The sequence below is a fragment of the Microbacterium festucae genome (genome assembly GCF_025421715.1).
Lineage (GTDB): Bacteria > Actinomycetota > Actinomycetes > Actinomycetales > Microbacteriaceae > Microbacterium > Microbacterium festucae.
On record NZ_JAOEFC010000001.1, the window covers coordinates 324587 to 337005 of the forward strand.

11 protein-coding genes are annotated in these 12419 nt (G+C 72.1%); 6 read left to right on the top strand and 5 right to left on the bottom strand.

Annotated features, from left to right (window positions below; all coding sequences use genetic code 11):
- The first annotated feature begins 51 nt into the window (after positions 1–51).
- Complete coding sequence (locus tag N3K63_RS01425) at positions 52–609, top strand: hypothetical protein (RefSeq protein WP_261578181.1); 558 nt, start codon at positions 52–54, stop codon at positions 607–609.
- A 60-nt stretch (positions 610–669) separates the two neighbouring features.
- Here the strand turns inward: N3K63_RS01425 and N3K63_RS01430 are convergent, their stop codons facing one another.
- On the bottom strand, positions 670–1563 hold the full coding sequence (locus N3K63_RS01430) for a CPBP family intramembrane glutamic endopeptidase (protein WP_261578182.1): 894 nt from the start codon (positions 1561–1563) through the stop codon (positions 670–672).
- A 246-nt stretch (positions 1564–1809) separates the two neighbouring features.
- Here N3K63_RS01430 and N3K63_RS01435 point away from each other — a divergent pair, with 246 nt between their 5' ends.
- Together N3K63_RS01435 and N3K63_RS01440 are read left to right on the top strand one after the other, a co-directional pair.
- Complete coding sequence (locus tag N3K63_RS01435; RefSeq protein ID WP_261578183.1) at positions 1810–2964, top strand: sensor histidine kinase; 1155 nt, start codon at positions 1810–1812, stop codon at positions 2962–2964.
- Entirely contained in the window at positions 2961–3635 is a 675-nt protein-coding gene (locus N3K63_RS01440) for a response regulator (RefSeq protein WP_261578184.1), read from the top strand. Before N3K63_RS01435 ends, N3K63_RS01440 begins: the two co-directional genes overlap by 4 nt.
- Positions 3636–3689: 54 nt before the next feature.
- Here the strand turns inward: N3K63_RS01440 and N3K63_RS01445 are convergent, their stop codons facing one another.
- Positions 3690–4424, bottom strand: a complete 735-nt coding sequence (locus N3K63_RS01445; protein WP_261578185.1) for a VIT1/CCC1 transporter family protein — start codon at positions 4422–4424, stop codon at positions 3690–3692.
- 230 nt (positions 4425–4654) lie between these two features.
- Here N3K63_RS01445 and N3K63_RS01450 point away from each other — a divergent pair, with 230 nt between their 5' ends.
- Both N3K63_RS01450 and N3K63_RS01455 read left to right on the top strand, forming a co-directional pair.
- Positions 4655–5077 (top strand): hypothetical protein, encoded by a 423-nt coding sequence (locus N3K63_RS01450; protein WP_261578186.1) that lies wholly within the window; start codon positions 4655–4657, stop codon positions 5075–5077.
- 64 nt (positions 5078–5141) lie between these two features.
- Entirely contained in the window at positions 5142–5894 is a 753-nt protein-coding gene (locus N3K63_RS01455) for a CPBP family intramembrane glutamic endopeptidase (RefSeq protein ID WP_261578187.1), read from the top strand.
- Between the two features lie 69 nt (positions 5895–5963).
- On the opposite strand, the gene N3K63_RS01460 is transcribed toward N3K63_RS01455, so the two are convergent.
- Entirely contained in the window at positions 5964–9062 is a 3099-nt protein-coding gene (locus tag N3K63_RS01460; RefSeq protein WP_261578188.1) for a S8 family peptidase, read from the bottom strand.
- 178 nt (positions 9063–9240) lie between these two features.
- Between N3K63_RS01460 and N3K63_RS01465 the strand changes: the two genes are divergently transcribed.
- Positions 9241–10350: an enterochelin esterase domain-containing protein gene (locus tag N3K63_RS01465; RefSeq protein WP_261578189.1), complete on the top strand. Its 1110-nt coding sequence runs from the start codon at positions 9241–9243 to the stop codon at positions 10348–10350.
- 31 nt (positions 10351–10381) lie between these two features.
- Here the strand turns inward: N3K63_RS01465 and N3K63_RS01470 are convergent, their stop codons facing one another.
- Both N3K63_RS01470 and N3K63_RS01475 read right to left on the bottom strand, forming a co-directional pair.
- Positions 10382–11467 carry an ABC transporter permease gene (locus tag N3K63_RS01470; RefSeq protein WP_261578190.1) on the bottom strand — a complete coding sequence of 362 codons (1086 nt, stop codon included), beginning with the start codon at positions 11465–11467 and terminating at the stop codon, positions 10382–10384.
- Positions 11464–12408: an ABC transporter ATP-binding protein gene (locus tag N3K63_RS01475; RefSeq protein ID WP_261578191.1), complete on the bottom strand. Its 945-nt coding sequence runs from the start codon at positions 12406–12408 to the stop codon at positions 11464–11466. Before N3K63_RS01475 ends, N3K63_RS01470 begins: the two co-directional genes overlap by 4 nt.
- Between the last annotated feature and the right edge of the window lie 11 nt (positions 12409–12419).

Below are 12419 nucleotides of genomic sequence, written 5' to 3' on the forward strand. Positions count from 1 at the left end.
ACCCGTGCCCGTGCGCTGGCTGTGACCGCCGCGACCCGTTAGCGTGCCCTTGTGAGCGAGATCGACGTCCCCTCTCCGCCCCCGGGGCGTCGGCGCCGCGACGTGCCGACCGGTGTGATCATGGTGGGCATCGCGGTCATCGCGTGGTGGCCCGCCTTCACGCTCGGGGCGTGGCACGAGATCTTCTTCGACGACATCCTCGCGCTGTGGGCGGCGGCGACGGCGGCCCTGGCCTTCGTGCTGGTGGAGCATCGACCGGTGGGGGTGCGCCTCGTCCGGGCGCTCGTGCTGCTGCTCCCGTCGGCGTGGGTTGTGCTCAACTTCGTCGTCGACGACCGCACCGCCGACCTGACGGCGATCGCCCTCGACCTGGCGGCGTTCGCCGTGGTGATCGTCGGCATCCCGTTCACCCTGTGGGTGCTCGTGACGATCATGTGGCCGGACTTCGCCGGGGGCCTGGCCGGTCGCACGAAGTGGCTCATCGCGGGCGTGGTCCTCGCCATCGTGATCGTCTCGTTCCTGCTCGGCTGGAATCAGGCGCACTTCCTCACGTGCGAGGACTTCGTCGTGAGCGGCAACTCCGAGCCTCCCGGCTGCACCCCCGGCTGAGGCGCGACGAAGGACGGCCTCGCCGGAGCGAGACCGTCCTTCTGTGGTGAGCGCACGCGCTCAGTTCTCGATCATCACCTCCCCGGGGCGGTCGGCGCCCTTGCGGCGCGGCCGACGCAGGAAGACGGTGAGGGCGATGAGGGTGGCGGCACCCAGCACGAGCGTCCCGAAGACGCTGCCCTCGACACCGAAGGTGCCGCCCGAGAGCATGTCGGTGCTGTGGGCCGACGGGCCCACGCTCAGCAGCGACGTGGCGTAGCCGTGACCCGAGACCGGCAGGCCGAAGATGTTGCCCTGGAAGAAGTTCCACCCGGCGTGCAGGCCGGCGATGAGCCAGAGCGAGTTCTGCTTGAGGGCGACGAGGCAGGCGAAGACGGCGTACAGGATGATGTTCGTCAGAATGATCGGCTCGAACGACAGGTGCACGAGCGCGAAGATCACCGAGCTGGCGATGATCGCCAGCCACAGCGGCATGCTGCGGGCACCGGACTGCAGCATGTAGCCGCGGGTCAGCGTCTCTTCGGTCGTTCCCTGGAGGATGAACACGAGCACCAGCGGCAGCAGCGCCAGCAGCGAGCCCCACCCGGTGACCGCGTGGGTCGAGGCGCCGAAGGAGAGCTGACCGGTGAGCAGCCCGACACCCACGCCCGCGCCCATCATGGCGCCGCCGAGCAGGAATCCGAGGCCGATCTTCTTGAGGCCGCCCTTGCTCGGGGTGAAGCCGAGGGTGCGTATCCGGCGGCCCTCGACCACGCGCACCCAGAAGAAGAGCGCGAGGAGGGTGACGCCGAAGGAGAACACCTCGCCGTACTGTGCGAGGGGCGACCCGTCGCCCGGCGAACCGAGGACAATGTTCCCGATCTGGGTGCCGACCAGACCGCCGCCCACCATGATCAGAAGCGAGACAGGCCAGGCGATCCACCATGGGATCTTGCGGCGGGCCTCGCCGGCCATGCTCAGTAGGCCGCTGGAAGGCCGCGGAGTCCGCCGAGGCCCGGCGGGCTGCGCAGAGCCGGATGCCGTTTCGGTGAGGCGGACGGTGGCGGTGGGCGTGGACATGATGTGCTTCCTTTCGAGGAGGTTGTGGAGATGATGTCGATGAGTCCAGACTCCTCCGATGCGCCGTCGGCGTCGTCCGTCCCGGGGAGACACTTGGGTGTACTCCCGTGGGAGTACACCCGCCGGCCGTAGCCTGGGCTCGTGACCTTCCCGGCTCCGCGGGCGCGAGCCCGCCCGCACCTCTCGGACGTCGCCGTCGCGGCGGCCGCGGCGGCTGTCGCCGTCGTCGGGTGGGTGGCGGCGCCCGAGGGCTTCACGGTCCCCTCCGCCCTGCTCGTATCGCTCAGCCTCGTCGCACTGGTGTGGCGACGCACCGCTCCCCTCCCGGTGTTCGTGATCGTCACGGTCCTGTCCGTCGCCGCGACGGCGATCGTCCCGGCAGGAGCTGTCGCACTGCCCGTCGCCGTCGCCGCAGCCGGCGTCGTCGGCAGTGGGCGCGTGCGCTCGGGGATCCTCTTGTCCGCCGGCGCGATCGTCGCGATCGTCGCGACGATCTGGCTTCGCGGGGCGGCGGTGGCCGACGAGCGTGTGCTGATCGTGTCGCTGGTGATCGCGCTCGGTGCGGCCGCGGGTCTCGTGCAAGACGCCCGACGCCGCGCATTCGCGGCAGCTGTCGACCGCGCAGAACGCGCCGAAGCGGCCGCACGGGCCGAGGCGGCTCAGGCCGTCGCGCAGGAGCGGCTGCGCATCGCGCGCGATCTGCACGATTCCTTGGCGCATCAGATCGCGGTGATCGGCGTGCAGTCGGGCCTGGCCGACTATGTGATGGATGGCGACCCGGCGGCGGCGCACAGCGCCTTGGCCACCGTACGCGCGGCAGGCGGCGATGCGCTGCACGAGCTCGCCACGATGCTTCACCTGCTGCGCAGCGACCACGACGACGCCGCTGTCGCACCCCCGGCCTCGCTGCAGAACCTCTCCTCCCTCGTCGACGCCGCCGCCCGCGGCGGACTTCGGATCGACGCCGCCACCCGCGGCATTCCCCGCCGCCTCGCCCCCCTGGTCGACGCCGCCGCCTACCGCGTCGCGCAGGAGGGGCTGACCAACGCGTCCAAGCACGGCGCCGGTTCGGCAGAGCTGGTCGTCGAGTACACCGATGCGGAGGTGGTCGTCGTTGTCACGAACCCGGTCTCGGGGGCCACCGCGACCGCATCCGGGTTCGGCCTGCTCGGGATGCGCGAGCGGATGGATGCCGTCGGCGGCACCGTCTCGCATGCGACCACAGACGGGACCTTCCGGCTTCGAGCGGCGATACCGGCGCCGCAGCTCACTCCCGCGGAACAGAGGCGGACATGAACATCCGAGTCGCCGTCGTCGACGATCAGCACCTCATCCGAGGGGGGATCGCCTCTCTGCTGCGCCACACGCCGGATGTCGAGGTCGTGGGTGAGGCAGGCGACGGCCGAGAAGGCGTGGATCTGGTACGCCGCGAGAAGCCGGACGTCGTGCTGATGGACATCCGGATGCCGGTGCTCGATGGCATCGGGGCCACAGCTCAGATCACGTCCGACCCGGCGTTGTCGGAAACACACGTGGTCGTCTTGACGACCTTCGAGGGCGACGCGGAGGTGCTCGGTGCGCTGCGCGCGGGTGCCGTGGGGTTCCTCGGCAAAGGGGCCGCCCCCGAGGAACTCCTTCACGCTGTGCGATCAGCCGCTTCCGGTGACGCCCTCCTGTCGCCGACGGCGACCGCGGCCGTCGTCGCGCACCTGCTGGCCGAGCCCACTGTCTCCGCCCCGCAGACCGAAGCGCTGAGCGCGCTCACGGAGCGGGAGCTGGAGGTCGTCGCGCTGGTCGCCGAGGGGCTGTCCAACGACGAGATCGCGGGTCGCTTGCACATCTCCCCGTTGACGGCGAAGACCCATGTCAGCCGCGCCCTCACGAAGACCGGAGCGCGCGATCGGGTGCAGCTGGTCGTGCTCGCCTACCGAGCACGGCTGGTCGTCCCCGGCATGCCGCCCGGCTGAGCGCACTCAGCCGCCCGCCACCGAGCGCCCGCCACCCGGCGCCCGCCACCCCGCTCAGGCCACGCCCGTGGCGCCGAGCAGCGACCCGATGCCGTAGGTGGCGGCGAGCGCGATCGCCCCGCCGATCACCACGCGGAGCATCGCGCGCGTCTTCGAACTCCCGCCGAGGTGCGCCGAGATCCAGCCGGTGAGGGCGAGCGCGAGCAGCACGGCGACGAACGTCACGGGCACCCGCCACGGCGCCGGTGGCAGCAGGATCGCGAGCATGGGCAGCAGCGCGCCGATCGTGAAGGCGATGGCCGAGGCGACGGCCGCGTGCCATGCGCTCACCACGTCGGTCTCGTCGATGTTCAGCTCGGCCGACAGGTGTGCGGCGACCGGGTCGTGCGCGGTGAGCTCTTCGGCGACCTGCCGCGCGGTCTCCGGGCTCAGCCCCTTGGCCTCGTAGAGTCCCGCGAGCTCCCGCAGCTCTTCTTGGGGCATCTCGCGCAGCTCGCGCTTCTCCTTCGCGATGAGCGCGCGCTCGCTGTCGCTCTGACTGCTCACCGACACGTACTCCCCCAGCGCCATCGAGATGGCCCCGCCGACGAGGCCGGCGACACCGGCGGTGAGGATCGGGGAGAGCTCGCTGGTCGCGCCCGCGACACCGACGACGATCGCGGCGACCGACACGATGCCGTCGTTGGCGCCGAGCACGCCCGCGCGCAGCCAGTTCAGTCGCTGGGCGAGCCCTGCCTGATGCGGTTCGTCGGTGTGCGGCACGGGGAGCGGCCCGGAAGCGGTGGACATGTCCTCAGCCAACCACCGACCTCGCCGCGCCACCAGCGTTCGGCGAGATCGCCGGATGCCGCGGGTCAGGCATCACCGGACCCAGCGCGTCCGCGACGGCGACGACGAGCAGAACGTCGACGTCCTCGGCCGCTGCGGTCGCTGACGCGCCCGCACGCCGCACTCCCCGCCGATTCGCAGGCTCGACGCCTAGCCTGGGCGTCCACCCGCTCGGCTCGAGGAGGATCGACATGCGCCGGACCGCGACCGCCACCGCCCTCATCCTCGTCGCCCTGGGGCTGTCCGCCTGTGCGACGGGAGCACCGATGCCCGACCCGACCTCCGCCACGCCCGCACCGAGCGCCTCCACCCGGCCGCCGCTGGCGACGACGACCCCCGGCGTGATCGCCCCCACCGGCACTCCCGCCGAGGTGCCGCCCGCCCGCTGGAGCGCCATCGAGGACGACCTCGCCGGCCGCGGCGTGACCGCCGCCCCGGTGCTGGTCTCGGCCGAGAACGTCACGTTCAACGACGGCTCGCTCGGGTGCGCCGCGCCCGGCCAGAGCTACACGCAGGCCCAGATCGACGGGATGCGCGTCGTGGTCGAGGCCGACGGCACGACCTACGACTACCGCTTCGGCAACGGCGACACCCCGCAGCTCTGCACGCGCTGATCCTGCCGGCACCGCGCCGGTCGGATATCTTGGGGCCTTCCACACTCCGACAGGAAGGCCGCGCATGCGTGTGACCCCTCGTGCCTGGATGGGCATCCCCATCTGGATCGGCTACGTCATCATCATCATCGGCGTCGCGCTGCTCAGCGGCGTCCCCTACCCCGAGATCGGCACCTCCGCCGACACGACCTGGCGGGGCGCGGTGATGGACCTCGTCATCGGCGCGGCGTTCCTCGTCATCGTCACCTCGCTGCTGGGCTGGTGGCGGCCGGCGCTGTTCGAGCAGAAGCGCTCGCACCACAAGTGGCCGGTCTTCGTGCCGATCCTCATGGCCGTCGCCGCGGTGCTCAACCTGATCAGCGCCGACTGGACGAAGTTCGACACGTCGTTCCTGCTGTCACTCCTGGCGCTCGGCGTCTTCGTCGGTTTCGCCGAGGAGCTCCTGGCCCGCGGACTGCTGCTCACCGCGTTCCGCTCACAGCTGCGCGAGGTCTGGGTGTGGCTGTTCACCAGCGCGCTGTTCGGACTGATGCACGTGGCCAACGCCGCCTTGGGCGCCGACCTCGGCGGTTCGCTGCTGCAGGCCGGCACCGCCTTCGCCTCCGGCACGGCGTTCTACATCCTGCGCCGGGTGACCGGCTCGCTCGTCTGGGCGATGGTGCTGCACGGCCTGTGGGACGTGTCGGTGTTCGCAGGCGGCTTCGGCGGCGGCGTGCCGATCGGTGCGCTGCTCACGCCGATCATCTCCATCCTTGCGCTGGCCACCGTGTACTGGGTCATCAAGGGCGCCGACGAGAAGCCGCGTCTGGCCGCCTGACACCGGCTTCCGCACACGGAAGAGGGGCGGGGCGCTTTCGCGCTCCGCCCCTCTCTCGTTCTCTCGGTCTTACTTCACCTTGACCAGCAGGGCCTCATCGGCACCCGACTGGTTGTCGGCGACGACGACCATCGCCCCCAGCGGCTTCTGCGCCTCGTAGGCGGCGCCGTTCACCGTGAAGGTGACGTCGGCCTTGCCGCGCTTGGGCACGGTCACGTACTGGCCGTTGCTGAGAGCAGGGTTGGTGTGGTCGTACGTCGCCCACCCGTCGACCGCGTCCTCCCCGCCGGAGGTGAGGCTCGACGACTGCACGGTGTAGTCGAACGCACCGGTGAGCCCGAGCTGGGCGGCGGTGACCGGCAGCAGGATCGTGCTGCTGTCGGTGGGCGCCTGCGCGAGGTATCCGGTCGCATACAGCGCGCCGGTGGCGACGTTCTGCGCGAACACCTCGGTGATGCCGTTGACGGCATCCGCCCGCACCGCACCCGAGTCGTACGAGAACACGACCCAGTCGGCCTGGCCGTCGCGGTTCGTGTCGAGCACGACGTCGAACTCGATGCCCGCCGCATTCGACCAGCGCTTGTGCGTGTTCACCGCGAACACGAGCACCTGGTCGTCACCGTCGGCCCACGACTGCACACCCGCCGAGCGGATGTCGTAGCCGGTGTCGACCAGCGACTTCGGCACGTCCTTGTCGTCGGACAGGCCCCACGTGTACACGTCGGCACCCGCGTCCAGCGCGCCCAGCGTGTTGCGCAGGCTCACCGTCTTGGTGCCGTCGCTGACCGCCTGCTTCTTGCCGAACCACGGCGCGGAGCCGGCCACGGTGACCTTGCTGTTCGAGCGGGGCACGAGCAGGTAGGGCACACGCAGGGTCGACTCGGAGGAGGTGAGCACGACGTCGCCCGAGATCTCGTAGAACGAGAACTGGTCGTCGCCGGCGAGCGAGCCCGGCACGTCCTTCGCGGCACCGGCGACGGTGACCACGAGCTTGGCGGTGCCGCCGGGGCGCACGGTGAGCTTCTTGGAGCTGACCTTCACGCTCGCCGACTGCGACGCCTCGGACGGGACGGTGGACACCTGGTAGGTGACCGGCTTGTCGCCCTCGTTCTTCACCGTGACGGTCTTCACGCCGCCGAACCCGAGCACCGACTCCTGGAACCCGAAGCTCAGCGCCGACTCGCGCGCCCAGCCGCTCTCGGTGCGGAAGGCGTCACCGGTCGCGGTGACCTTCGTCGCCACCGCCTGCGCGGTGTCGACCAGGCCCACGCCTCCCAGGGTGAGCGACTGACCGGCCACCTTGTCGGGGTCGGCCGTCGACACGATCGCCGCCGACACCTGCGGTGCCGACCAGTCGGGGTGCGACTCCACCGTCAGCGCGGCCACGCCGGCCACGTGCGGAGCGGCCATCGACGTGCCCGACAGGATCGCCGCGCCGCTGCCCGAGCCGACCTCGGCCGAGGCGATGGACACGCCCGGAGCCGCCACGTCGGGGCTGATCGCGCTGTCACCCGAACGGGGGCCCGACGAGGTGAACGAGGCGTAGGAGCGGAAACCGGGGTTGCCGATCTGCGCGGCCTCGAAGCTCGCCGTGGCGCCGGTGGTGAACACCGCGCCGTCGGTGGAGCGGACGCCGAAGAACGGGATGTCCACGGTGTAGCGCTCACCGGTGTCGGGGTTGGAGGTGATCCGACCCTCGTACGGCGGCAGGGCGTCGGCGTTGTTGACCATCAGCACCGCGGCCGCGCCGGCCTGCTGACCGAAGATCGGCTTGGCGGCGCGGGCACAGGTGCCGCGCTCGACGACGGCCAGCTGGTTGCCGCCCGGCACGATGCCGGCGGCCTGATAGGCCTCCACCGAGCAGCCCAGCGCGTTCGCGCCGGTCAGGCGCACGACGGTCAGCTCGCCGAGACCCTCGAGCGAGGCGCCGTTGGCGTTGATCGCCTCGACCTCCTGGCCGGCGATCGAGATCTTCGCGCCGGGGAAGGTCTCCGAGCTGTCGATGGCCGAGACGGCGATCACGCCGTCGCCGGTGCCGGGCGAGCCGGTGAGGTAGGGGCTCGGGCCGGAGTTGCCGGCCGAGGCCACCACGACCACGCCCGCGCCGACCGCGTTGGAGGCGGCGACGGCATCCGGGTCGTCACCGCGACCGAACGACGAGCCGAGCGACATGTTGATGACGTCCATGCCGTTCTCGACGGCCCAGTCGATGGCGGGCACGACCACGTCGGTCGATCCCGCGCAGCCGAAGACGCGCACGGCGTAGAGGTCGGCCTGCGGGGCGACGCCCGGGCCCACCAGGAACTCCTGCGACGGGGTGGTGGTGTCGTACGGCCCCTCGAAGGTGGCGCCCTCGGCGGTCACACCCGAGCCGCCCGCGGTGCCGGCGACGTGGGAGCCGTGGCCTTCGCAGTCGAGGGGGTTCTCGTCGGGCACCGGGATGAGCGCGTCGCCTTCACCGGCGGCGTTGTAGGCGTCGCCGACGAGGTCGATGCCGCCCTTGACGCGCGGGGCGTCGGGTCCGAACAGGGCCGGGTCGGCCGGCTGGGCGGATGCCGCGGCGGCGGCCTCGTAGGCCTCGGCGGTGCCCGGTCCGCCGAAGGTGGCGTGGGTGTAGTCGATGCCGGTGTCGAGGATGGCGACCTTCACGTTCTGGCCGGTGTAGCCCGTCGACTCCCACACCTGCGGCACGCCCAGGTAGGGCACCGACACGGCGTTGTCGAGCTCGAACGTGCGCACCGGGTGCACGGCCACGACGCCCGGGAGCGAGGCCACCGCGTCGACCTGGTCGACGGGAACGGTGGCCTGGATGCCGTTGTACGCCGACTGCATCTCGGCCTGCACTTCGCCGCCCTTGTCGGCGACGGCATCCGCGACCGGGGCCTGCGCCTGCTGCAGGTCGCCCTTGATCTGGTCCTTCTCGCCGTCGGAGAGCTCCCGACCCTGCTCCGCCTCGACAACGGCGACGGGGTCGCCGGTCATCTCGATGATGACCTTCGTCTGTCCGTCGGCGCTGATCGCCGACGCCTGGAAAGACGAGTCGATCTGGCCTGCGGAATCGGACGGGGTGAAGCGGGACGAGGGATCCTCTTCCGTTGCGGCGAAGGCCGCGGTTGCGGGGAGTGTCAGCGCGATCGCGCCGACGGCCGCGAGTATGCGTCGATGCAAGGGGGAACCGCCTTTCGTGCAGGGGTCAGGCCGGCGCGGGATATGCGGGGGCTGAAAGGAGGCTATGCATCCGCTGGATTCTTCGGGGGAACCATGAGAAAAGTTTCATACGCGACGGCACTGGGTCCCATCCGGGCTATGGCGGCCCCCGCGCGCGGGCCCGCTATCGTGAGGGCCGATGCCCTCCTCGCCCGGCCCGCGCTTCGGCCCCCTCGTCGCCGGCGCCGCCGGCGTCGCCGCGCGCGAGGTCACCTTCGTCTGGCGACCCGAGGCGCCCACCGACGACGAGGTGCTGCTGGTGCTCGCCGGGGTCACCGATCCCACCGCGCTCGATCCCGTGCTGCTGCGCCGTGACGGCGACGAGTGGACCTGCACCCTGCTGCTGCCCGACGACCTGGTCGCCGGCTACGGCTTCGCCTCCGCCCCGCGCATCCCCCGCGACGCCGGCGACGACTTCTTCGCGTGGGTCGGCGTGCTGCAGAGCGCCGTGCCCGACCCCGCGGTCGGCGAGCGCATCCCCGACCAGCTGGGCGGCACGGCATCCGTGCTGCGCATGCCGGGGTCGCGGTGCCACCCCGCCGAACGGGCGGATGCCGCGCCGTTGCGGCGCTTCGCCACCACCGCGCTCGATCTGGGCGACGACGGTGTCGCCACCGTGCTCGTCCCCGACACCGCGGCCCGGCGACTGCTGATCCTGTTCGACGCCGAGAACCAGCGGCAGCTGCCGGTCGAGGCCGACCTCGCCCGGCATCCGTTCGGCGACACGTCGGTGCTGCTGCTGCCCTCGGGCGACCCCTACCGCCGGTTCCGCACGCTGCCCGACCGCGGGGCCGTCGCCGCCTGGACCGACCGGGCCATCACCGCCGGGCAGCGAGCCGGCGCCCTCCCGCACGACCTGTCCCCCGCCGACGTGACCGCGGCCGGTCAGAGCTACGGCGCCCTGGCGGCGGCGGGGCTCGTCGTCGACGGGCGGGCTCGCGCGGCGATCCTGCAGTCGGGGTCGTTCGAGCAGCGCGCCGACACCCCGGCCGGGGAGGAGGCGGACCGGCCCGGCGACCTCGTCGAGGCGCTCGCGACCACCCGGCTCGACGCGCGCCTGGTCGTGCAGCACGGCACGCTCGAGCCGCACGCCAGCCGGCTCGCGGCGCAGTTCGCGGCGGCCGCCCGCGGCGCGGGCGCCGCCGTCACCGCCCGGGCCTACCGCGGCGGCCACGACTACGCGTGGTGGCGCACCGGACTGCTCGACGCCCTCGACGCCCTCTCGCCCGCGGATCCCGCCGCGCGCTGACCCGCCGGAGGCTCGGGGACCCGACGGAGGCTCAGGCGATGCGCGTGCCGGGCGGAAGCGTGCGCGCCGGGGTGCGGGTGCGCGCCCACGCCCACCACAGCAGCCCCGCGGCCAGCAGCAGCTGCACCCCAAGCCCGACGAACCAGCTCGGCACGGTCGAATCGATCACGTCGCGCGCTTCGCGCTGGGTCGTGTCGGTCTGCACGGCGCACTCGTCCCACGTGCTCTCGAGCTCGGGAGTGAGCTGGGCGTAGCGCACACCCAGCTTGATCTGGCCGAACAGGTCGTCGGGCGTGCCGTACTCGGTGTAGTTCGTGGGCGAGGCGTCGGCGAGGATGACGAACGGGTTCGCCGCCAGCAGCCACCACACCCGGTCGAAGCGGGGCCCGGTGTAGGACTGCGTCTCCCACGGACCGCACTGCCAGTTCTCGGGGTCGTTGACGCACCGGTCGGCGCCCTCCACGCACTCGGGGGCACCGGTCTGCGGGTCGTACACCGCGTAGCGGTACGACGACGTGTAGGTGCTCTGCGAGCTCATGCCCACCAGGCCGAACCCGATGAGCGTGCCGACGGCCAGCGCCGCCACCACGAGGTAGGTCGTGGCCACCGAGAACAGCGGCCGGGCGAGGATGCCCGACAGGGCCACGCCGATCGCCGCGATGATGCCCACCTCCACCAGCAGGATCACCGCCGAGACGAGCACCGTGAGCGGGTCGACGCCGCCGGCGAGGGTGGCCACCACCAAGAACGGCACGGCGACCGCCGCGAAGGCCAGGCCGGTGATCCAGGCGGCGAGCAGCTTGCCGAAGAGGATCTCCGACGTCGTGGCGAGGGTCACCTGCACCCCGGCGAGGGTGGCCGCGTCGCGGTCGCCGTTGATGCTGTTGCCGCTGAGAGTGGGCGAGACCAGCACGACCAGCAGCAGCGTGATGTAGACGACGGTCGAATAGACGCCAGGTCCGCCCGAGTCGCTCATGCCGCCGAAGGCGAGGAACGACAGGGCCGTGACCCCGACGAGCACCGCCGCGAACACCCCGAGCAGCACGTACCACGACACCGAGCGCACCCGCTGCAGCAGCTCGAGACGGGCGATGGTCCACAGCCGTGCGACGTTCACTGCACTCCCCCTCGGTCGCCGCCCTCGAGATCGAGGAAGGTGTGCTCGAGCATGCCCGTCGCCGCCGAGAACTCGGCCACCGGCAGACCCGCCGACACGAGCGCGGCGAGCGCGCGTGCGGCGTCGGCATCCGACACGAACGCCACGAGCAGATCGCGCCGGTCGATCGGGATGAGGGCGGCGTCGAGGTCGAGCGCCCGTGCGACCGGCAGCACCGCCGCCGTCGCGTCGCGGTCGGCCAGACGCAGGCGCCACGTGCGGGTGCGCCCCGCCGCCGCCGCGACCCGGTCGGCGCTGACGGTCTGGCCCTGCACGAGGAACACGGCATCGTCGACGACCTCTTCGAGCTCGGAGAGGATGTGGCTCGACAGCAGCACCGTGCGGCCGTCGGCGGCGAGTCGGCGCAGCAGCCGGCGCAGGTCGATGCGGCCCTGCGGGTCGAGGCCGGACGCCGGCTCGTCCAGCAGCAGCACGCGCGGGTCGTGCACGAGGGCGCGGGCAAGGCCCAGGCGCTGCTTCTGCCCGCGCGAGAGCACGCGGGCCGGGGCATCGGCGACGTCGTCGAGCCCGACCTCGCGGATCAGCTGTGCGGCCCGCGCGGCGGCCACCTGCCGATCCAGGTCATACAGCCGCGCCGTGGTGACGATGGTCTCGCGCGCGGTGAGGTTGGGCCAGGCGCCGAGCGAATCCGGCATCCACCCCAGCAGTGCGCGGGCGGCGGCGGGATCGACCACGGGGTCGACGCCCCCGACCTGCACCTGCCCCGCATCGGGCGCCAGCAGCGAGGCGAGCATGAGCAGCAGGGTGGTCTTGCCCGAGCCGTTCGGGCCGACGAGCCCGGTGACGGCGCCTTCACGGGCCACGAACGAGACGTCGCGCACGGCGTGGACGTCGCCGAAGGAACGCCGCACCCCCGTCACGACGATGCCGGCGGTGGTCATGGCCTCACTCT

Excerpts from the sequence above, each read along its gene's own strand:
- N3K63_RS01430 (WP_261578182.1), bottom strand. The coding sequence starts at position 1,563 with ATGGCCGGCGAGGCCCGCCGCAAGATCCCATGGTGGATCGCCTGGCCT.
- N3K63_RS01440 (WP_261578184.1), top strand. The coding sequence starts at position 2,961 with ATGAACATCCGAGTCGCCGTCGTCGACGATCAGCACCTCATCCGAGGG.
- N3K63_RS01445 (WP_261578185.1), bottom strand. The coding sequence starts at position 4,424 with ATGTCCACCGCTTCCGGGCCGCTCCCCGTGCCGCACACCGACGAACCG.
- N3K63_RS01450 (WP_261578186.1), top strand. The coding sequence starts at position 4,655 with ATGCGCCGGACCGCGACCGCCACCGCCCTCATCCTCGTCGCCCTGGGG.
- N3K63_RS01455 (WP_261578187.1), top strand. The coding sequence starts at position 5,142 with ATGCGTGTGACCCCTCGTGCCTGGATGGGCATCCCCATCTGGATCGGC.
- N3K63_RS01465 (WP_261578189.1), top strand. The coding sequence starts at position 9,241 with ATGCCCTCCTCGCCCGGCCCGCGCTTCGGCCCCCTCGTCGCCGGCGCC.
- N3K63_RS01475 (WP_261578191.1), bottom strand. The coding sequence starts at position 12,408 with ATGACCACCGCCGGCATCGTCGTGACGGGGGTGCGGCGTTCCTTCGGC.